The organism is Halodesulfovibrio sp. MK-HDV (genome assembly GCF_009914765.1).
Lineage (GTDB): Bacteria > Desulfobacterota > Desulfovibrionia > Desulfovibrionales > Desulfovibrionaceae > Halodesulfovibrio.
Window position 1 is genome coordinate 124,819 of the sequence record NZ_WYDS01000003.1, and the last position, 22,359, is coordinate 147,177.

18 protein-coding genes are annotated in these 22,359 nt (G+C 45.7%); 11 read left to right on the forward strand and 7 right to left on the reverse strand.

What is annotated here, in order from left to right:
• The first annotated feature begins 209 nt into the window (after positions 1–209).
• The 11 genes from MKHDV_RS03250 (at position 210) to MKHDV_RS03300 (ending at position 13,286) form a co-directional block, all read left to right on the forward strand.
• On the forward strand, positions 210–2,069 hold the full coding sequence (locus MKHDV_RS03250) for an ATP-binding protein (RefSeq protein ID WP_160712220.1): 1,860 nt from the start codon (positions 210–212) through the stop codon (positions 2,067–2,069).
• Entirely contained in the window at positions 2,069–3,448 is a 1,380-nt protein-coding gene (locus MKHDV_RS03255; RefSeq protein WP_160712222.1) for a sigma-54 dependent transcriptional regulator, read from the forward strand. The genes MKHDV_RS03250 and MKHDV_RS03255 overlap by 1 nt, the downstream gene beginning before the upstream one ends.
• 401 nt (positions 3,449–3,849) lie before the next feature.
• A complete protein-coding gene (locus MKHDV_RS03260) occupies positions 3,850–4,614 on the forward strand; it encodes an ion transporter (RefSeq protein ID WP_256370003.1) in 765 nt (254 codons plus the stop codon).
• Between the two features lie 328 nt (positions 4,615–4,942).
• Entirely contained in the window at positions 4,943–6,298 is a 1,356-nt protein-coding gene (locus MKHDV_RS03265; RefSeq protein ID WP_160712226.1) for a tetratricopeptide repeat protein, read from the forward strand.
• 250 nt (positions 6,299–6,548) lie between these two features.
• Positions 6,549–7,721 carry a homocysteine biosynthesis protein gene (locus tag MKHDV_RS03270; RefSeq protein ID WP_160712228.1) on the forward strand — a complete coding sequence of 391 codons (1,173 nt, stop codon included), beginning with the start codon at positions 6,549–6,551 and terminating at the stop codon, positions 7,719–7,721.
• Positions 7,715–8,521: an ATP-dependent sacrificial sulfur transferase LarE gene (gene larE / locus MKHDV_RS03275; protein ID WP_160712230.1), complete on the forward strand. Its 807-nt coding sequence runs from the start codon at positions 7,715–7,717 to the stop codon at positions 8,519–8,521. Before MKHDV_RS03270 ends, larE begins: the two co-directional genes overlap by 7 nt.
• Positions 8,522–8,884: 363 nt before the next feature.
• On the forward strand, positions 8,885–9,154 hold the full coding sequence (locus MKHDV_RS03280; protein ID WP_160712232.1) for an FmdB family zinc ribbon protein: 270 nt from the start codon (positions 8,885–8,887) through the stop codon (positions 9,152–9,154).
• An 83-nt stretch (positions 9,155–9,237) separates the two neighbouring features.
• Complete coding sequence (gene purB / locus MKHDV_RS03285; protein WP_160712234.1) at positions 9,238–10,533, forward strand: adenylosuccinate lyase; 1,296 nt, start codon at positions 9,238–9,240, stop codon at positions 10,531–10,533.
• 30 nt (positions 10,534–10,563) lie between these two features.
• Positions 10,564–11,136 (forward strand): orotate phosphoribosyltransferase, encoded by a 573-nt coding sequence (gene pyrE, locus MKHDV_RS03290; protein ID WP_160712236.1) that lies wholly within the window; start codon positions 10,564–10,566, stop codon positions 11,134–11,136.
• 197 nt (positions 11,137–11,333) lie between these two features.
• Positions 11,334–12,587 (forward strand): murein L,D-transpeptidase family protein, encoded by a 1,254-nt coding sequence (locus tag MKHDV_RS03295; RefSeq protein ID WP_160712238.1) that lies wholly within the window; start codon positions 11,334–11,336, stop codon positions 12,585–12,587.
• Positions 12,588–12,590: 3 nt separating this feature from the next.
• A complete protein-coding gene (locus MKHDV_RS03300) occupies positions 12,591–13,286 on the forward strand; it encodes a hypothetical protein (RefSeq protein ID WP_216846845.1) in 696 nt (231 codons plus the stop codon).
• Between the two features lie 297 nt (positions 13,287–13,583).
• On the opposite strand, the gene MKHDV_RS03305 is transcribed toward MKHDV_RS03300, so the two are convergent.
• The 7 genes from MKHDV_RS03305 to MKHDV_RS03335 all read right to left on the reverse strand — a co-directional run bounded on the left by MKHDV_RS03305 (position 13,584) and on the right by MKHDV_RS03335 (position 22,229).
• Positions 13,584–14,969, reverse strand: coding sequence for a sigma-54 dependent transcriptional regulator (locus MKHDV_RS03305; protein WP_160712242.1), 1,386 nt, complete (start codon positions 14,967–14,969; stop codon positions 13,584–13,586).
• Positions 14,970–15,011: 42 nt separating this feature from the next.
• A complete protein-coding gene (locus MKHDV_RS03310) occupies positions 15,012–15,950 on the reverse strand; it encodes a TIGR01777 family oxidoreductase (protein ID WP_160712244.1) in 939 nt (312 codons plus the stop codon).
• A gap of 54 nt (positions 15,951–16,004) precedes the next feature.
• On the reverse strand, positions 16,005–18,212 hold the full coding sequence (locus tag MKHDV_RS03315; protein WP_160712246.1) for a PAS domain-containing sensor histidine kinase: 2,208 nt from the start codon (positions 18,210–18,212) through the stop codon (positions 16,005–16,007).
• 19 nt (positions 18,213–18,231) lie between these two features.
• Positions 18,232–18,819 (reverse strand): DUF4390 domain-containing protein, encoded by a 588-nt coding sequence (locus tag MKHDV_RS03320; protein WP_160712248.1) that lies wholly within the window; start codon positions 18,817–18,819, stop codon positions 18,232–18,234.
• A 362-nt stretch (positions 18,820–19,181) separates the two neighbouring features.
• Positions 19,182–20,381 carry a [FeFe] hydrogenase H-cluster maturation GTPase HydF gene (hydF, locus tag MKHDV_RS03325; RefSeq protein WP_160712250.1) on the reverse strand — a complete coding sequence of 400 codons (1,200 nt, stop codon included), beginning with the start codon at positions 20,379–20,381 and terminating at the stop codon, positions 19,182–19,184.
• A 1-nt stretch (position 20,382) separates the two neighbouring features.
• Positions 20,383–21,441: a [FeFe] hydrogenase H-cluster radical SAM maturase HydE gene (hydE, locus tag MKHDV_RS03330; RefSeq protein ID WP_160712252.1), complete on the reverse strand. Its 1,059-nt coding sequence runs from the start codon at positions 21,439–21,441 to the stop codon at positions 20,383–20,385.
• 272 nt (positions 21,442–21,713) lie between these two features.
• Complete coding sequence (locus MKHDV_RS03335) at positions 21,714–22,229, reverse strand: hypothetical protein (RefSeq protein ID WP_371416007.1); 516 nt, start codon at positions 22,227–22,229, stop codon at positions 21,714–21,716.
• Positions 22,230–22,359: the final 130 nt, after the last annotated feature.

Below are 22,359 nucleotides of genomic sequence, written 5' to 3' on the forward strand. Positions count from 1 at the left end.
AACCTGCGTGCCAAAAAATACAGATTTGAATTTTGTCATGTATTACGGGTAAATAAAAAATGTAGTGCTATTTCCCGTGTATCGGGGTAGAGACGCTATGTATAAAATCTTTACGTTTTGTCCAGAACGTAAAGAAATTGAACAAATAAAATCATAATAGCATAAAATAATACGTTTTTATGCATAAGAGGCTTGGAGAACAGGGCGCTATGCGTTCAAAAAATACACGAAACGACACTTCATCGAGCAGGCTGCTCTCACCATATTGCATAGTAGGCGTTATCCTGCTTGTGGGCTTGGGCGTAGCTTTTCTCACTTACAACTCCATTCAACAGAATACGAAAGAGTATGTGCGCCTGTACGAAGATAAAGGGGCATCACTTATTACGTCTGTAGAGGCGGGAGTACGTACGGATTTGCGGAGCATGAACTCCACAATCCGGCTAAAACTCTTGCTTGACGAAATGGCAGACCGGCCTGAAATTTTCTTTATCGCGATCACATTTAGTGACGGCACCATCATGCAGAGCAGCTTTACCAAAGGGCAGCAACGTATGGAGGCGCAATTTTTACGGCGTATCGCCTTAGTTCGCGCAGGAGAAAAGGGACGCTCAACCGTCTATAACGCGAATGAGCGCCAAATTTTTCTAGCTTACAGAGAGTTCTCTCCGCTAACTCGCAAAGAAATTTGGAAAAAACTGCGAAAAGAGCCGACACTGAAACCTCTCGAACGGTTTCTAAGGGTCTTTCGGAAGAAAAGAGGTTCACCGCAAGCTGTCGCTCCCGTGGAGAGAAAGGTAGACACGCAGAACCTTGCAAAAGAAGTAAGTTCTCTTCTCGGAACAACAGATGAAGATAAGGAACAACCAGTCATTTATGTGGGACTGGATGCCCGCCCGCTTCGCGAGTTGCAGCGTACCAGCACAGTACAAACCGTTGTTACCAGCAGCAGTGTGCTCATATTGGCGATTGTGGGATTCCTATCATTATATTGGGCGCACCGTGCCCAGCTCTCACGTCGAAAAGCCGGACGCAGCCAAGCCATGGTTCAGGAAGTTATGTACAATCTGCCGGATGGACTGATTGTGACTGACAGTAACGATCAGATCGTCTACATGAACGAATTGAGCAGGATTCTTCTGCACTGTGACGGTGATATAACCGCAGGGCTTGATGCTGCGCAGGTGCTGTTGCCTGATCTTGTGCCGTACTATCTTAGAGCACGAGAAGGGGAATTGCGCCGTGAGCAGATAATCGAACTTTCTACAGAAGCGTTGCCGCTACTGCCTGTGGGGGTTACCGGCTCTGTTATTAAAGATGAGCACGATGTGATAATCGGCACTGTTTTTCTTATGCGAGATCTACGTGAAATGCATAGCCTGCAAACAGAAGTTGAGCGTAAGGGAAAACTTGCGGCTATCGGCTCTCTTGCCGCTGGTGTTGCGCACGAAATCCGCAACCCGCTCAGCTCCATTAAAGGCGGGGCAACATATCTTAAGTCACAGTTCACACAGGGCAGTGCCGGAGAAAAAACAGCCGCTATTGTTATTGATGAAGTAGAGCGCTTGAACCGCGTTATTACAGACTTGATAGGCCTTTCACGCCCTTCTGATTTAACGATGAAGCCTGTAGCTGTCGGGGATGTCATTGAGCATTGTACAGCCCTGATTACGCAGGAAGCTGAACTGCGCGACGTGCTTCTTTCAGTCTATATTCCCAAAGATACGCCGCATGTTTTGCTGGATACGGACAGGTTTTCGCAGGTTATTCTTAATCTATGCCTCAACAGCCTTGATGCCATGGATGAAGGCGGCGACTTACAAGTGACAGTGGTGCCGGAGGCTCTCTCCATAAGCGTTATTGTAGAAGATAACGGTGAGGGGATGGATGTTGAGACAAAAGAACGAATTTTTGAACCATATTTTACGACCAAATCCCATGGCACGGGGCTTGGGTTATCCGTAGTACATAAGATTATTGAAGCTCATAATGGAATTATTCGCGTGTTCTCCCATAAAGGGAAGGGCACACGATTCGTGATACAGCTACCTTGCATAGATAAGGAGTAATGATGCCAGCGCATATTCTAATTGTTGATGATGACGGTTCGCACCGCACGGTACTCCGCACTATTATTGAAGACTGGGGATACGAAGTTTCTGAGGCTCCTGATGGAGAAACAGCAGTGGCTATGACGCTGGAGCGTCCGTATGACAGCGTGCTTATGGATATCCGCATGGGCGGTATGGACGGTATTACAGCCCAGAAGCATATAGCAAAGCACAATCCCTCGATTCCTGTACTTATTATGACAGCGTATTCTTCTATTAATACTGCTGTATTAGCCCTGAAACAGGGCGCATATGACTATCTTATTAAACCGCTTGATTTTGATGTATTGCAGCTCACCATTGAACGAATGCTGGATCATACTCGTCTTGCGGAAGAGAATCGCTCGCTGAAAGAAAAGAGCTCGGGGCAAAACCAGTTCGGCATGGTTGGCAGCAGCGAACGAATGCATGAATTGGTGGAAACCATCACAACCGTAGCTCCGACGCACGCACCTATCCTCATTACAGGAGAGTCCGGGACAGGTAAGGAACTCGTTGCGAAGGCAGTGTACAGCGCTAGTGGGCGCTCGACTCAGCCTTTTGTAACAATTAACTGTGCAGCTTTGAGTGAAAACTTGCTCGAGTCTGAATTATTCGGGCACGAGAAAGGGGCTTTTACAGGGGCGGACAAACGTCGTGACGGTTTGTTCTGGCAAGCAAACGGCGGCACCATTTTTATGGATGAAGTGGGTGAAATTCCGTTGTCGTTGCAGGCGAAACTGTTGCGCGTATTGCAGCAGGGGGAACTGCAGCGTGTAGGTAGTGACGCTATTTTGCATGTAGATATTCGAGTAATCGCGGCAACAAACCGGGATTTGCAGGACGAGGTAGCAAACAAAACGTTCCGTGAAGATCTGTATTACCGTCTGAATGTTATCGGTCTGGAGGTTCCTTCGTTGCGGGAGCGGCAGGCAGATATTCCATTGTTGGCAGAATATTTCATGGATATTTATGCAGAAAAATACGGCAAAAAAATTGTCGGATTTTCCCCGCAGGCTATGGATGCCTTAGTGAATAATCCGTGGCAGGGAAATATTCGGGAGTTGGAAAATACCATGGAACGCGCGGTTATTATGGCCACAACTGACTATATTACCGATAAAGAGCTTCCAGCTAACTTGCGAAAAGCGCTGCTTGACCAGAATGGTGAAAATAGTGACGGCGTGGATTTGCCGTTAGGTGATGTTTCGCTTGAGAGTCTCGAAAAACGCGCAGTGCAGGCAGCACTTAAAAAACATAAAAAGAAAGTGGATGCAGCCAGTGCGCTTGGAATTACTCGCGCTACGTTGCATAGTAAGATTAAGAAGTATTGTCTTGAAGAGCAGAAAAAAAAGTAATTATTGTAGATAAATTTGTGCAGTCAGCTGATATCAGCATGAATTGCAAATGGTGTTATTTAAATATTTAGAAGGCAAAATGCTCCGATAGATCGGTGTGCTTTGCCTTCTTTTTTTATGGTGTACAACGTGTCGTATAATTTAGAATGAAATAGTTGTTTATAGTAATTTCACGTGCGTACTAACGCTGTGTTGAGGTTAGGGGGCGGGGCAAATGAATCTGTATAGGCACATCACGTTATAAGAATATGCACTGTGATGCCTGCTGTTTTCATTTTATCTATATATGTCTAGTTAATACTGGAAGAAAACAGCATTTATGTCTTACTAAAGGAGATTACTTAACAGAGCGGTGGAAACATATGAAATGCAGGTCAATAAAGCAGATAGTATATGATACGATGTACTTGCAGGATACTCTTCTAGGCAAGGTGTTCAATATTCTCCTAGTGGCGAGTATTGTGATGTCAGTACTTGTTGTACTTGCGTACTCAATCCCCTCTGTTGCGGCAGAATATTGGTATGCAGTAAATTATTTGGAATTTTTTTTCACGATTCTTTTTACCATAGAATACATCTTTCGAATTTGGTGCACACCTTCGCCGAAAACATATATATTCAGTACTTTCGGTGTGATAGACTTCCTGTCTGTTGCGCCTACATGGATAACAATCCTCTTTCCTCTCTTCCCTTCCCTCGCCTTATTACGTCTTTTCCGCGTGTTACGTATCCTGCGTCTAGTAAAGTTATTGCAGTATTTGAACGATACGCATTTAATGGTGCAGATTTTACGTAACAGTCGACGCAGGATTGCCGTATTGTCTTTATGGATTATGGTGCTCGTAGTTATCTTCGGAACGCTTATGTACGTGATCGAAGGTCAGGAGCATGGTTTTACATCCATCCCCACCTCAATTTATTGGGCAATCGTCACTTTGACTACAGTAGGCTATGGCGACATTACTCCACAGACTGTATTAGGTAAGGCTGTTGCAGCACTTATTATGTTGATCGGGTACAGTATGATTGTGATACTCGCCGGCGTTATTTCACAAGAGTTTTCTGATGTGAAAAAGGAAATTCATGGAATGGCATGCGGTTCCTGTGGAATGAGTGGTCATGAACATGACGCTGTATATTGCAAGCATTGTGGAGCCCGACTGTAGCAGTGTTTCTATAGATGAACAGTGTAATTTTTAGGTGTTGATACTTTAATTGACACATACTAACATGCCATGCGTGTAGTACACAAAAGCAAAATTTCATCTTTCATAGAAGCAAGATACATAGATTGCTAGATTGCTGGGAAATGATTCAAAATATACACCCACGACCTTTCTTTGGGGTCACAGTGCATATGTTATCAATAGAGAATGATCGATAACTACATTCACTGCGGCTGTGATCTCTTCTTTTACATCTGTCTTGTATATAAAATACCGTTGCTAAACTGTGACAGTATTCAGATAGAATTAGCCCCGGGTTGGAGCTCTTATGTCGATGGAAAGTGTTTTAGCTAAAATGGAATTTAGAAAGTTCGAGGCTAGCATAGTAGACTTTTTTTCCAAAAAAAATGGCTATGCTATCGTCTTGACTGAAGACACCAACTTTACAGCACTTTTGCGGCAAACACTCAACAAGCATCTTGGCTTGCGAAATAAGTGTTTTTCGCAAGTGAGTACAGTTGAAGACGCCCTTAAACAAATTAGAAAAGAGCTTGCTGCCGGTAAGAAACTGTTAGTTTTTATTGAGCGTATTCATAGAGATAAAGAGATGGCCTTTCTTGTCCGCAGGATTAAGAAAGACTTTAAGCAATGCAAGGTCTTCATAACAATGACCGAAGCACCGCGTGAACAGTTTATTCTTTTGCACGAACTGGGCGCGGATAACTTTATTACTAAACCTATTGCGATCAATACCTTTATCGAAAAAGTTGCACATAGCATCAAGCCGCAGGGTAAGATGGGGCAACTTATTGATATTGCAAAAACAATGCTGGAACAGGGCGCATATGAAGATGCAGCCAAGGTCGGCAGGACAGTGCTTAACGCAAAGCCTAATTTTTCAGCAGCACTTCTTGTTATGGGAGATGCATATAAAGGGTTGAAAAAGTACGAGCTTGCGCACAAGTGTTATCTTGGAGCAGGAGATTCTGCCCCGTTGTTTCTTGATCCACTTAAAAAGCTTGCAGATTTATACGGTGTTGCCGGAGTGAAAAAACGGCAGCTGGATTGCCTTACAAAGTTGGATAAGATGAGTCCGCTTAACGTGGAACGCAAGCTGGACATTGGCCATATTTATGTTGAGCTTGGGAACTATGTAAGTGCGGATGTGTATTTTGAAGGCGCGCTTCGACAGGCTAACAAAGAGGCAATAGATTATGTCGGGAATGTTTCCCAGCAGATAGCCTCCGCGTACGAAAAGCGTGATCCGGCACGGGCAGAGCAATACCTGCGTAGGGCATTGCGAGCCAAAGGTGATAACCTCGATAAAGCTGATGTGGAAACTTTCAACAGCCTCGGTATTGTGCTGCGTAAGCAGGGCAAGTGGCGTGAGGCTATTTATGAATACAAGCGGGCATTGCAGGTTTCCCGTCGAGATGAGAACTTGTACTACAACATTGCCATTGCTTCTGCGGAGGGCAAAGAGTTTGTACAGTCATCAATGTATTTAAAGAAAGTTATTCAACTTAACGAAGATTTTGTGCGGACAGAAACAGCCATTGCGTACAACATGGGACTCATTTTTTATAAAGCTGTCGACCATGTGATGGCTAAAATGCATTTGCAGATATGTCTTGCTATGGACCCGAATCATGCTGGCGCGAAAAAGGTTTTATCACTTATGTAAATTTTGTTCTTCGAGAACGTGAAAGGCAGTCTTTTTTTCAAAGTTGTTGCAAAGTTTTTTATAGACCAGCACAACAGGTAAAACGAGGGCTGTCTTTTTTTGTTACTGAAAATAAAGGGAAATGTACTCAAAAAACACTACGATTCAAGAGTCACATTTTTGAAAGAGCACTACTTGAGGTTATCTGCAAAAATTGATATAGAACAAATCACACCATGAAAAAGTATATCTTCCTTGAGGAGGGGCGGAAGTGGCACACACTAAAGTAAACAAAACAATTTCTGAGATTAATGAGCGAATTCGTTCCGGTAAAGCTGTTGTACTTAACGCTGAAGAAATGACTGAAGCTGTTCGTACAATGGGTAAAGAAAAGGCTGCCAAAGAGGTAGACGTTGTGACTACCGGCACATTTTCGCCAATGTGCTCATCCGGACTTCTTTTCAACATCGGGCAGCAGGAACCGCCTACCATTAAAGCATCCAAAGTTACTCTTAACGGCGTACCTGCATATGCAGGGCTTGCCGCAGTGGATGGGTATTTAGGCGCAACTGAAGCACGGGAAGATGATCCGCTTAACAAGGTCTACCCTGGTCAGTTTAACTATGGCGGCGGTAACGTAATCGAAGACCTTGTTGCCGGACGTGCAGTTACTCTGCGTGCTGAAGGCTACGGGACGGATTGTTATCCGCGTAAGCTGTATGAAAAAGATATTACCATAAAAGATTTGCCGCATGCAGAGTTGTTCAACCCGCGTAACTGCTACCAGAACTACAATGCTGCTGTGAACCTTACCAGCCGTATCATTTATACGTACATGGGGCCGCTTAAGCCGAATATGCGTAATGTGAACTTTGCGACTGCAGGGTGTTTGTCACCATTATTCAATGATCCTTTATTTAAAACCATCGGGCTTGGTACTCGTATCTTCCTTGGTGGCGGTATCGGCTACGTAATCGGTGCAGGTACACAGCATGTGCCTAACCCTAAACGTAACGAACGCGGCATCCCACTTTCACCTGCCGGAACACTGGAGTTGAAAGGCGATTTAAAACAAATGGATGCAAGATACTTGCGTGGCCTCAGTTTCTTAGGGTACGGTAACACCATGAGTGTTGGTGTCGGTATTCCGATTCCGATTCTTAACGAAGAAATGGCGTGGTACACAGGTGTTGCAGACAGCGACATCCAGATGCCGGTAAAAGATTACGGGCACGATTATCCAAACGGATTACCACGAGTACTGCAACATTGTACCTACGAAGAACTGAAATCCGGTGAAGTAGAGATCATGGGTGAAAAGGTTGAAGCTGTACCAATGACCAGCTACCCAATTTCACTTGAAATTGCAGACAAACTCAAAGAATGGATTCAAAAGGGTGAGTTTCTTTTGAGCGAACCAGTGGAAAAAATACCCGCATGGTAAATACTGCTAAACTTGAAGCCCTTGAGTCTAAACTCAAGGGCTTTTTTTCTCCCGTTCTGGCCTTTTCCGGTGGTGTAGACAGCCGTTTTCTGGCGCATGTCATGCATCGTGCGGAAATTGATTTTATGGCTGTGCATATTACCGGCGAACATGTGCCGCGTGCAGAGTCTGCAAAAGCTTTAAACTGGTTGCAAACCCATGATATCCCGTATCAGGCGCTGCGACTTTCGCCGCTTTCTGTTCCGGAGATCGCCGCAAATGATAAATTCCGCTGTTATCACTGCAAGCGTCTGTTGTTTTCAACCATCAAAGAGATGGCGCAGGTTAACGGCGGTGAGGGTGAACAGCCTGTAATTATTGATGGAACAAATGCATCTGACCTTGGTGAATATCGACCGGGGCTGAAGGCTTTGGAAGAACTAGGTATTGTCAGTCCGCTTGCTTTGTGTTCCATTACGAAAGACGAGGTGCGTACGTTGGCGGTTGCTACAGGGATGGAGCATGCTGACCAACCGGCGACACCGTGTTTGCTTACACGTTTTTCGTATGGCTCCACGCCGGACGAACAGCTTCTGCAACAGGTAGAAGACTGCGAGATTGCTCTCAAACGGTATGGCTTGCAAAATTTTAGAGTTCGAATTTTAGATGACGGATCGCAGCTACTTCAAGTTTCAAACGCTGAAAAAGGCGTGTTGCTCAAACACCACGAAGCCATTGAAGGAACCCTGCGCAGCGCGGGATTTGAATTCGCAAAAATACACTGTTCCGAACGGATAAGCGGATTTTATGACCGGAAATAGAATCATTTGCGAATCTATAGCATCACTAGACAACATAGGTCTTCTTCTGTATCATCCCGACTTTCGAAAAGACCGCAAGGAGAAATATAATGGCTCATAACAAACACGAACGTAAGAAAGAACTCGATCGTCGTCGTAAGCGTCGTAAAGAAGCAACAAAACTTCGTATCAAAGAAGCTATTGCTGCTAAGAAAGCATAGTTTTTTTACGATAAAGTATCGATTGCTTACAGCTTCGATAATGTTTTCCAGCTACATTTGTAGGCTGTAGAACGGCATTTTTCTTGGCAGCGGTTTCATGTTTATTAACATTGAAGCCGCTGTTTAGCATTTTTTAAGTTTTGTTTTGTTGATGGAGGGTTTCATGCCCATTTATGAATATCGCTGTAATGCTTGCGAACAAATTTTTGAAGAATGGACTACATCCTGCTCTGAGAGCGATGAGTCCATTAAATGTCCTGTATGCGGCGGAGAAGCCGGACGTATTATCTCCAACACTACTTTTGTGCTTAAAGGTGGTGGTTGGTACGTTTCTGAGTATGGGAAAAATAGTGCGACTTCGAATCCCACTAAAAAGGACGTCCCATCCGACTCTTCCGGATGTTCCGATTCCTCATCCTCTTCTGCATCTTGATAGATTTTTTCGGCGGCCTGTATTGGCTGCCTTTTTTATGCATAGCAATCTTTAACCACAACCTTATGTAAGAGAACGCTAAAATGATCGATCGTTATACTCGCCCCGAAATGGGTCAGCTCTGGACGCTTGAAAACAAATTCCGCGTCTGGCTCGAAGTTGAAATCGCTGTTTGTGAGGCGTGGCACCGCCTTGGCGAAATCGATGATGAAAGTATGAAGCAGATTCGCGAGAAGGCCGATTTTGACGTGGACCGTATTCTTGAGATTGAGGAAACCACACGTCACGACGTGATTGCATTCCTCACTGCTGTAGAAGAAAAAGTTGGCCCAGCGGCTCGCTTTATCCACCTCGGTTGTACTTCTTCCGATATCGTGGACACAGCTAACGGCGTTCTGCTTTCCCGCGCAGGTGATATCATTCTCAAAGACTTTGAAAAAATGCTTGAGACACTGAAAACTATTGCGCACGAGAACAAAGGTCGTCTGTGCATGGGACGTACTCACGGTATTCATGCAGAGCCAACAAGCTTCGGCCTGAAAATGGCTGGCTTCTACGCAGAATTCAAACGTCATCATGAACGTTTCAAAGCTGCTGTTGAAGGCATTCGTGTAGGTAAAATTTCCGGCGCCGTAGGTACTATGGCAATGATTCCGGCGGAAGTTGAATCTATCACATGTGAAGTACTTGGCCTTGCTGTGGACCCAATCTCCACACAGGTAATTAACCGTGATCGTTACGCTGCTTTCTTTACTACTCTTGCTGTTGCAGCAGGTGGTATTGAGCGTCTTTGTGTTGAGCTGCGTCACTTGCAGCGCACCGAAGTGCTTGAAGCTGAAGAAGGTTTCCGCAAGGGTCAGAAAGGTTCTTCTGCGATGCCGCACAAAAAGAACCCGATTTCTGCTGAAAACCTGACTGGTCTCTCCCGTCTTGTTCGTACCAACTCTGTTTCCGCTATGGAAAACCAGGCTCTCTGGCACGAGCGTGACATCAGTCATTCTTCTGTTGAACGTGTGATTATGCCGGATACTACTATCCTCATGAACTACATGCTTAACCGTCTGTCCAACCTTGTTTCCAACCTGCGCGTTATCCCAGAAAACATGGATCGCAACCTTGTTGGTTCAATGGGACTCTTCTTCTCTCAGCGTGTACTCCTCGCTCTTGTTGAATCCGGCATGGGTCGTCAGGATGCGTATGTAATGGTGCAGAAATGCGCTATGGAAAGCTGGGATACTAAGCAGCTGTTTGAAGAACTCGTACGAAAAGATCCAGAAATCAGTGCACGCGTTGCATCTGAAAAAATGGATGAAATCTTTGATGCAAGCTACTACCTGCGTCATGAAGAGTTAATTTTCGGTCGCGTATTCAATTCTTAGATTTATAGATAAAAAATTATGGAGCGGAAAATGGCAGAACTCAAACAACGTCTTGCAAAACTTCTTTTCGAGAAGTCTTATAAGGAAGGGGATTTCACTCTCGCCTCAGGTAAGAAGAGTGATTACTACTTTGACTGCCGTCAGACCGCTCTGCACCCTGAAGGTGCATGGTTGATCGGTAACCTTTTTTACGAATTGATTTCCAGCCTTGAGAATGTTGCGGAAGTAAAAGGCGTGGGCGGTATGACACTTGGTGCAGACCCGCTTGTAAGCTCTACTTCTGTTATTTCTTATGAAAAGGGCGGACACCTTCCAGCACTTATCGTGCGTAAACAGCCTAAAGGTCATGGTACCGGTCAGGGTGTTGAAGGGCTTGCCAACTTTGAAGAAGGCGATGTGGTTGTTATGCTTGAAGACGTAGTAACCACTGGTGGTTCTGTTATTACTGCAATTGAACGCATTGAAGCTTCCGGCCTCAAAGTGTCTTGTGTATGTGCAGTGCTTGATCGCGATGAAGGTGGCCGTGAAGCGCTTGCAGAGCGCGGTTATAACCTTGTATCTATCTTTGATCGTAAAGAGCTTGTAGCGCTCGCTACTAGCTAACGAATTCGTTACATAGATGATATAGAGTGCCCCTATATGGGGGCACTCTTTTTTTACACTTTTTTTATGTTACATTAGCCTGCAATTTCTTGACAAGTTTGCTTGTCTCATGTCCTTTGGCAGTTTGAATTTACAATTCCTACAGTCCTCATACTAATCACGGTATGCGGGGGCTTTTCTTCGAAATAAGGATGTTCATGCGCTTGATTTCGTACTTATTTTTGATATGCATTTGTCTTAGCATTCCAGTTGTCCCTGCTTATGCAGGTTGGCAGGCTTATGTTTCTCAAGAATCCGCAAAACTCCCCATGCTCGTAACTGTCGATAAATCCAGTCAATCTGCTCAATTTTTTGGTCAGAAAGCCAGCGAACTCGCGTCCAATAAGGTTCCTTGCAGTTCCGGACAGGTAAAAGGCGATAAACAGCGCGAAGGAGATAAAAAAACTCCTGAAGGCATTTACTTTGTAGAAAAGCGCCGTACAAGCGGGTTAGATTACGCATTGTATGGTGATGAAGCATATACTCTCAATTATCCCAACCCAGTAGATCGACTTCGTAAGAAGGATGGGTATGGTATCTGGATTCATGGAAGAGGTGCTCCTATTGTTCCAAGAGAGACAAAAGGATGTATTGCGTTAAATAATCCGGACATTGCAGACCTGAATACTAAAGTAACAATTAATACACCTGTGATTTTGGCCGAACAGGTTGTACCGTACTTTCGTGCAGGTCCTGAATTTGTGGAACTGAAAGCAAAAACACAGCAGTGGCTCGCCGCATGGCAGAATCGTTCTCCTGAATTTCTGCAAATGTTCTCTCCCGAGGCGTATTCAAAGAGTATGAATGAAACTTTTTCTTCCTTTACAGAAAGAAAAAAACGTCTTTTTTCTCGTCTGCCTTGGGTTATTACATGGGCAAATGATGTCAATGTACTTCAAGGACCTGACTACTGGGTTACATGGTTCGATCAGTACTATAGGGCTCCAAACCTTGTCTCTCAAGGTGTTCGCCGTTTATACTGGCAAAAGAACGATGCCGGTGAGTTCAAAATCGTTGGTATGGAGTGGAAAGAGAGGAAAATCGGTATAGAAAAGGCGTACCTTGACGCTGTGGCTGCAAATGTGCATAACTTTCTTGATGATTGGGTCACCGACTGGCAAAACGGGGCAATCGAGGGATATATAAGCAAGTATGCGGCCAATGCGGTACAAGGTTCGCGGCGAGGTTCAGATTCCATAGCAAAGCAAAAACGTGTGTTATGGGAACAGAAAAAGCCTGCTAAGATTATGCTTTCTGACATCAAAATGAAGATGTCACGGCGGGGGCTTGAAGTAAGCATAAATCAATACTATGAAGATAGTACCGGATATTCAGACCAAGGACGAAAGACACTGGTCTTACTGCCAAAAGGTGACCATTGGGTCATTGTAAGTGAAGAGTGGAGATCCTAATAGATGAGTGAAAAGTATAGTGTCCTCATAATGCGTGATGATACAAACGTACGACGATACAGGGTGAGTTCGTCTAGCTTACGAATGCTCTTGGTCGTTTTGTTCTGCGTGGTGTTAGTGGCAGCATGCGGAATTTTCACGAGCTTATCACTCTGGGAAAAGAATACCGCCCTCATGACTCAACGTCATGGCGTGCAAAAAGAATTACGCGATTTGAAAGTGTATGTTGAGCGCCTTGAAAACATTGAACAAATTTTACAGTCCAACGATCCTGAAGAACTTCAGGCGCTGTTTTCTTCTATGAGCGTGGCAGCTTCAACAGAATTACCACCCCCAATCGATCTTTCTTCTATTCTAAAAATAGTCGATACAGACCTTGTTGAAGTGTCCAACTTGAAGCTGCAAAGAGCTACAGGTGGGAACATACGTCTGTCGCTTAAGCTCGATAATAAAAATGCTAAAGGCAACATCCGTGGCTCCATTGTACTTTCCTTGATCTCTAAAGAGGGCAAAGTGACTGTGATTGATGCCAATCAAAAGGATATGAACTTTAGCATTAACCGCTTTAAACGAATCGTCACCACTTTCGAAGTACCGGAAGCCATGCTCCTGAATGAAGCATATGCGCTGCAAGTGAGCATCACAAAAAACAAAACTACATTGCTGCAACGAATCTATCCGATGAAAGAGCTCATGTAGATTGACCAACAAAACTTTTCTTGTTGTTTTACTTACAGATTGTCATGCAGACGAGATATAAGCCATAAACAACGAGTTACTGTGTAAGCACAAAATTTGAATAGAAAAGGGTGGAGTTAAAAACTCCACCCTTTTTGCGTGATGTGTAAGACAGTTGATTCAGGACAATGGTTAGCTATATGCCATAACGGCTCAAGAGGGCTTACTTCTGTGCGCTTAAATGGCAGTGCTTTGCCTTGTCGGAGTCAGGAAAAAGTCTAAGTTTGTGGACTGTAGTGCCCAAAAAAGCGAAGGGCGTTATTCAGACTGAATATTGTACGACCGTAGTTTACGGTACAGGTAGCTGCGTTCGAGTCCGATTGCTTCTGCAAGCCGTGTAATGTTCCCGTCGTATTCTTTAAGTTTGGCTTCGAGGAATGCAGATTCAAAGTGGTTGCGAGCTTCTTTAAAGTCTACTGAACCACCAGATATGAGCTGCTCACCTCCAGACGCTGGTTGCGGCATAAACTGTAGAAATTCCGGCGGTAGAAGCTTGGTGGTAATGGTCTGTCCACCGTACATGATGAGCATACGTTCCACAAAGTTTTTAAGCTCGCGTACGTTGCCCGGCCAGCCATATTCGAGCAGGGCGGTTGTTGCGTCTTCGTCGAAATCGAGAGGCTTAAAGCCATGCTCAGCCACAAGGGCTGTAATGAAATTTTGTATAAGCAATGTGATGTCGGACCCGCGTACGCGAAGCGGCGGAACGTATATCGGAAATACACGTAAGCGATAGTACAAATCTTCGCGGAAGTTGCCTTCACGAATTTCGTCTTCCAACGTTTTGTTTGTTGCCGCAATAACACGAACATTTACCTTGATGGTCTTGTTGCCACCAACACGTTCGAAAGCTTGCTCTTGCAGGATACGCAGGATTTTAGCCTGCGTCTTCATGCTCATGTCGCCGATCTCGTCAAGGAATAGAGTGCCGTTGTCAGCCATTTCAAACTTGCCGGTTTTAGACTGGTCTGCACCGGTGAATGCGCCTCGTTCATGCCCGAACAGTTCAGACTCGATGAGCTCTTCGGGTATTGCTGCGCAGTTGACTGCGACGAGTGGATTATCCGCTCTGCGTGAATGTGCATGAATGGAACGCGCGGCAATTTCTTTACCAGTGCCGTTCTCACCGGTGATAAGCACCCATGCGTCTGTTGGTGCCACACGTTCAATTTGCTCGCGTAGATCAACCACAGGAGGGGATTCACCGGTAATCTCTACTGTTTGTTCGATACGGATTCGTGACTTGAGAGCGAGGTTTTCTTTACGCAGGTTTTGAAATTCGAGTGCCTTGTCGGCGGCAATAACAACTTTTTCCAGAGAGAGCGGCTTTTCGATAAAGTCATGCGCGCCGTATTTGATGGCATTAACGGCTGTTTCAATATTGCCATGCCCTGAGATCATGATGACGGGGAGTGTCTTGTCGTGCTGTTTTATATTCGTGAGCACCTGCATGCCGTCCATACCCGGAAGCCAGATATCGAGAAATACAAGATCGGGAGCCAGTTCTTTAACGGCTTCGAGTCCAAGCTCGCCGCTTTCTGCTTCGTCTACAGTGTAGTTTTCATCTTCCAGAATACCGCGCAGTGAGAAGCGGATTCCCTCTTCATCATCAATAATCAATATTCGAGCCTTGGACTGAGGCATAAGAGCTCCATGGGGTAATTAAACTGAAAAGTAAGTGTGCGCCTAACGACGGAGTATATTGGCAAGCGCCTCATCCAGCATCGGGTACGAAAAGCAGAAGCCGGATTCGAGAAGTTTTTCTGGTAACACGCGCTGCCCTTGCAGGATAAGTTCTTCTGCCATTTCACCAAGGGCCATACGCAAGACAGGAGCCGGAACACGCAACCATGACGGTTTACCCATAACAGCGCCAAGGGTTTTACAAAAAACATTCATGGTTTCTGGATACGGGGACGTAAGGTTAATTGCGCCAGTGCAGCTTGGGGTCTTCATAATGTGTATTATGGCGTCGACCTGATCTTGAATGTGAATCCATGACATAACCTGCTTGCCGCTACCTAATGGACCACCTGCGCCGAATCGGAATGGTGGAATAAATTTTTGCAGAACGCCGCCGTTACCGAGAACCAGACCGGTTCGGATAATAACTCTTCTGGTTCCGCTCACATCCATGCAGGCTGTGGAATCTTCCCACTCCTTACATACAGACGCAAGAAACCCCTGACCAGCTGGACTGTCTTCAGTCACATAACTTTCTTCAGGGGAAGTCGGTTTTGATCCGTAAAATCCTATTGCCGAGCTTTGAATAACAACTCTCGGCTTCTCTTCAAGTATAGAAACAGCTTTACATAGGGCATGACCGGCAGAAATTCGCGAATCGCGGATCTCTGCTTTCCGTTCTTCCGTCCAGCGCCCTGCTGAAATATTTGAGCCAATTAAGTTGATAACTGCATCGGCTGCTTTAATATGTGTTGCCAATTGCTCGGGGTTTTTTCCGTCCCATAACGCAAAATCAACATGGAAGGAGTGTCCCTCTGGGATGAGGTATCTACCATGCTCAGGATTACGGGATGTTACAACCACATGAATATCATTTTCGAGCAGACGGCTTGTAAGTGCCCTGCCTATAAAACCCGAACCACCAAGAAGTACAGCACGCATGTTTCTTGCTCCCGTCTGGGGTTGGAACGTTTTCTAATTTTGAGTGCGCTATTGTTATACCACAGGAAGCTCTACCGTGACAATGGTTCCACCGTGTGCAGGACTGTTAGCACGCACGTACCCCCGATGGTCACTGATGATAGATTTAACGATGGTTAAACCGAGACCTGTGCCACCCTTTTTGTGGGAGAAATATGGCTCAAATAAACGGGACCGTTCTTCCTGAGTAAGGCCGGGGCCGTTGTCTTCCACATCAATACGTACAAGCTCTAAATCTTGTTTATATTCAAGGGTAACGGTAACAGTAGCGTTATCCTTGTCGGTAAGAATCTCTGCCGCATTGGACATAACATTCAAGAACACGCGCTTCAGAGCTGAGCTGTCCATTTGAATGACCGGAATGTCGTTCATTCGCTGATAATTCCAGCTGATTTTACTATGCGAGTTTTTGTACAGAGTTACAAGCTCTTGAAGTAGCGGATCAATATGTCCCGGTGCGAGCATTACTTCCGGCAGTTTTGCAAAGGCTGAGAATTCCTGCACCATGTTTTGCAGCTCTTCAACCTCTTTTACAATAAGGCTGGTACACTGGCTGAATGCTGGTTCTTCGATTTGCTTGCCGTATTTGCGTTGCAGACGCTGAGCTGAAAGCTTGATCGGTGTGAGCGGATTTTTGATTTCATGCGCAATGCGGCGCGCAACTTCTCGCCACGCAGCCATACGCTGCATTTTTTCAAGCTCAGTAATATCTTCAATTACCGCTACAAAACCGAACTGGTCGCTGTCGTGTGCTGGCAGACCAATAGCACTGAGCAGCAGTTTGAGCTCTCGTCCGCCTATGTTTACGGCAACTTCGCGTTTCCAAGGTGCTTCAGGTGACTTTTGGAAATGGGTAACAAGTTCGCCCACAAGTTCACCTTCGACACGGCTTCGGAGAAGCGTACGGACGTTCCACCCGATAAGTGCCTGAGCAGACACGCCAAACATGCTGGCAGCAGCTTTGTTGATTGTAGAAATTTGTCCAAGAGAATCAACGGAAACTACACCCGCAGCTGTGTTATCGAGCACTGCTTCAATGTAGCGGTTACGCTGTTCCTTATCGAGGTTCTGTCTTTCAAGCTTCGTATTCGCATCTGTGATGCTATTGCGGCTATGCTCCAAATCTCCGGCCATACGGTTAAACGAGGCCACAAGAACACCAAGTTCGTCATTTGATGTATCTTCAAGACGTACAGATAAGTCACCTTTAGAGATGCGTTCAGTAGCTTTACCAAGGGCGAGGATTGGCTCAACAAGCTCTTTAGCAAGGCGGAAGCCGAACCACATGGCTCCAAGGATAATAAGCAGGGTAACTACGCCCAGAATGAAATAGAGCGTAATTTTAAGCGGACGCTTGAGGGTTCTCAGCTTTTTGTATTCGTCGAGACCACGAACAATACGATCGAGCTTGAACATAGTATCTTTACCGATACTGCGAACAAGCACGAGGTAGCCGGTTTTGCCTTCATCAACAGGCATAACCCCTACCGCGTAGTCAGAGGCTGCACCCGGCCAGATAAGTGACCAGAAGCGTGGGTTCTTTTCCAAGTTGCCCCAGTTAATGCGGCTTTTGGTTTCGTCCCATACTTTCTCAATATCTTTTCTGCCGTGCCAGTTCTGTTCAGTGCGCTTCGGAGTCATAACGCCCACAACGGTAAGGTTGTATTCAGAGCGTTTTTCCTGAAGGAAACTGTCCATGCCTTTACCGCCCCACGCAAAGTTGCGCTTGCGGATCTGCCCGATGATATTGGTACTGAAGTGTTCGAGGTCGTTCAGGGAGTCTGCATAGAAGGCCTGTCCAATATCCAGCGCTGTCTCCATGGATGTTTCAACTTGGTTTTTAAACCAATAGTCCACAGATGTTTGTACAAACTGCGTACTGATGACGAACATAAGCGCTGTAGGAATAAGGGAAAGGCACATGAATACAAGTACAAGACGCGTTCGTAGATGCGAGCCAAGTACCTTACGGCGGCGTTCCAGGATAAGTTTTACCCCGTTACGCAGAACGATGAAGAGAATAAGCAGCACGAGGATAAAGTTTAAGTTGAACAGGGCGAGGAAAAAGTAAGAATCCACGCCAAGATATTTAAGCTCTATCCATGTAAGGGTAATAATAACAAGAAAAACTACAGCCGCAACAATGAGTTCGCGCTTACGACGTTTCTTTTCGCGCGCATCGATTGCGTTGACTATAATTGTTCCCTGATCATTAGGGGTCATAGATCTTCCTGCGTACTATCTAGTACGTAAAATCCGTTGAGTATTGAATTGGGGGTGCAGGATCCCATGACCAGAAGAAGAATGATTTGGTGAGCCACTCCGGCACGTCGGTGTTAACCATCTCGACGTTGAGTGTAACTCTATATTCGTTACCGGAAGTCATTAAGGTCGTGCTTCCCACCGGAAGAGAGATGGATTTCCATGCCCCATCAAGCAATTTGCGCAGGCTTTTGTTTCTGTGCGGTGCTTTGTTGTCCGGAAGGGTGAGAAAATATTCTTTGGTGAGAGTATCGTAGTAGAGAGTGCTTGTAATAGTTGTTTCGGCTAAACTCTTTCTAAACCAATATGAGCGGGGTCGGGATAAGCGAACATGGCAGTTAAGTTCTACCTGTACACCTTCATTGAGCAATACCCGAAGTTGGTTAAGCTGAGTAACACCAACACCAAAATTGAGCATCAATGCGCCATCGGTTTCAGAAATACGAAAAGCAGTAAGCCGCATTTCCTGAGATGTGGCGTGAGCAGGGGATGGCAGTGTCGCACAGAATAGGCAGAGCGCCAAGGCGGAGAACAGGAAAGTGCGTATGGAATATGATACTCGAGTCATAGAGTCTCTGCTTGAGTTAGGGTCAATTTGATCGCATTTGAATCTGCCGGATTTTGGCATACTGTCCAGCTATTTGCAAGCTGTCAGAGGGAATAATGACTACTATTTATTTCAATGTGATAGCGTAGAAATTTTTTGTAAAGGTGCCGGTTCAATAATAGGAAAAAACATATCTTATTACGGTAGAGAAGACATCTTTTTAGGATGTATTAATATGGCGGCAGTACGTTAGTTACTTACAGAAATACTGTTATTGCTATCAGTGTGACGTGGAACATCATTCTTAGGGTAGAGCTTTACTGTTGAATATAGACATCCCCCGCATGGTTATTCGCCATGCGGGGGATGTTATTAACGTATGGCTAAATGCCAAGCGGTCGGATCACTCGTTCCAGCACGCCCTGTATTTTTGAAATGGCAATACCATAGTTGGTTGCCGGTACATTGTGTGCGTTGAGATCGCGGATGCGGCGCATCATTTCAGATCGGTTGGACATGCAGCCCCCGCACATAATGGCGAGGCTGTAGGCATTTAGATTGTCCGGTAAGTCGTTACCTGCGAAAAGTTCGAAGGTCAGGTTTTTACCAGTGTATTGTTTTATCCAGTTAGGAATTTTAACGCGTCCGATGTCATCATCCACCGCATGGTGCGAGCAGGATTCGTACATAAGAACTTTGTCACCGTCTTTCAAGTTATCTATCGACGCTGCCCCGTGTACAAGCTTGGGCAGGTCGCCCTTGTATCGAGCAAAAAGGGTCGAAAAGGTTGTAAGCGGAATGGAGTCCGGTACAATCTCTGCTACCTGATGGATAACTTGTGAATCTGTGACCACAAGAGCCGGAGGTTCTGAAAGTGCATTGAGCGCAACAGACAACTCCGTTTCTTTAACTGTAAGCGCCAGAGCATTTGCATCCAGCACATCGCGCAGTACTTGAACCTGCGGCAAGATGAGACGCCCTTTGGGCGCAGCTCCATCAATAGGAGCAACAAGCAGTACTGTTTGAGCAGGAGCTATCATGTCGCTTACCAGCAGGGGATCTTCAATGAGTTCTTTTGGAGCGGTTGCAATAATGAACCGCTTCAGCTCGTCAATGTTCTCACCTGTGGTCGCTGAAACTGTTACGATGGAATGTCCGGAACAGGCTCGCAAATCTTCACGCGACGGTGTCGCAAGGTCGGACTTGTTGAAGACAACAATAACAGGAAGATTCATTTCAGTAAGCTCGTTGAGCAAACGTTTTTCTTCCTGTTGCATGCCTTGTTCTGTCACTACAAGAATACCGATGTCTGTACGGCGCAGCACTTTACGTGTCGCAGCCATGCGTTGCAGACCGATGGTGCCGTAGTCATCCAGTCCGGCTGTGTCGAAAAATGTCACAGGGCCTATTGGATGTAGTTCGTAATGTTTGCCTACAGGGTCTGTAGTGGTGCCGGGGTGGCCGGAAACAATAGCAACTTCTTGATCTACAAGTGCGTTGATGAGAGCAGACTTACCGGCATTACGACGGCCAGTGAGAGTAATTATGAGGCGTACGCCTTTGGGAGCAGTGTTGGTATTCATACTAAATTACCGGTTGAGCCCGGAATGTGCGTCGCATGCTGGAGCCAGCTTGGGTGCTGAGAGTAAACCCTGCTTCCTGAACTCTGGACTGAAGCAATTTGACGGTAGAGTTTTGCGGTAACGCAGGATCATTTTTACCGGGGTAGATAGCGTAGCGACTTCGAACAGCGTCTGGCGTGATGGAAGGCATAATGACATTGGCGCCTGCATTTAAGCCCAGTATACGACCATCGTTGTTTTTAACTGAACGCAAGGAGTCCAAAGCGCTTGTGGCTGGAATATTCGTTGCCGGAGCTAAGAGACGAAGAATTGCGGTAACGCGCAGACTTTCGACAAGTGTGCCTTGTTCTGCGTGACGCAATGGTGTCTGAGGATGCGGAATAAATGGCCCGCAGGCTATCATGTCCAGGCCCATTGTACTGAGGAGCAAAAGGTCATCAGTCAGAGTTTCGTCTGTCATTCCAGGCAGCCCGATAATAATACCTGAGCCGGTTTCATAACCGAAACGCTGCAGTGATTCAATGCGGTTCAGTCTATCGTACAGATGTTGACCCGGCCTGTAGAGGCTGTGGAGATCTGTATCGGTGGTTTCTATTTTAAGTAGATACCTGTCTGCGCCGCTGTCACGCCATAGTCTGTAGACATCGTCTGGATGGTCACCAAGAGAAAGTGTTACTGCCAGATTGTATTTCTCTTTAATGGCGCGGACAACAGTGTAAACAAAGTGAGGGTTTACGTCTTCGTCTTCTCCGGCTTGCAGAACAATTGTTCCCATTCCCATGGCGGCGGCATTATCTACAGCCTGCATTATTTCATCATGGGTCAACCGGTAACGTAGAAGGTCTGTGTTGCTGTTGCGGAGTCCGCAATAGTGACAATTTTTTCTACAATGTGACGAAAACTCAATGATTCCCCGTTGGTACACAGTACTGTTAAACAATGCTCGAGCAGTGGCTGTTGCAGCTGTAAACAGGGAATTGTCTGTGTCGCTGAAGGATGTGCCTTCTTGTGCGACTGGGCTCTTCAAAATTTCAATAATCTCATTACGTGTTAAAGACATGTAAAAAACTTCCTTAAAGAATAGCAGTTGCGCGCTGCTAGGATTGCCCACACCCTAAGATGTAAGGTGGCGGCTGAAGCATGTAACTGAAGTGCTGCGGACGTATAGCAATAACGTGCCGTACTATGCGTCTGGAACAGATAGCAAAGTCAGTTGCTGACAGGTAGAGGTCACGTTTTCCCTGTTCGATGCGCTGAAGGCGGGATTCCACGACAGAGCGTCTGTCCTTGGGACAGTTCTCTACCTCGTTATTGATGCAGGCCTTGCCTGCGTTACGGGTAGATTCTGTCGCGTAATCCTCTAAATATTCCTGAAAGGCAGGAGTGAATTCGGCAGACAATATTGCTGAATAATCCCCGTTTAGCCAGATCCATGAAGTGTTCGCCAGTTCTGCCAAGGCGATAGCATGCTGTACACCATGAAGGAAGATATCCTGCACCCACGATATCGTGGATAACTTCATCTAAACTTCGGTTGTCACTGATGCAAAATTGTTGCACTTCGGGCCAGTCAAATTCAGGGTCACTGTACGCGCCAGGATAGGTGCGAGAGTCAACGCTAATTTGCGATACACCGATATCAAGTATTTCTCGGCGTAACGCGGCTGATTCACGGGTACTCAAGATCAAACCAGTGTATGGCACGGCAAGGCGCAGGATGGCAACTATTCGTTTGAAGGTCATATGGTCAATGGGGCATGGGGGATTGTACGCCATTTTTGTATTGAGATCTGGTTCGAGTCGTGGAGAAGAGATTGTGTGCGGGCCTACAGAGTATGCTTTTTCCAATTCTTAAACATGGCAAAGTAACTTTAATATCATGAGGTTATAGGCGCATAGCTCGAATAATGTGCCCATTTCTACATATTGATTCCTGCTTTCATAGCTTTGTGTAGTGCGGTCTGTAAAATGTGTATTC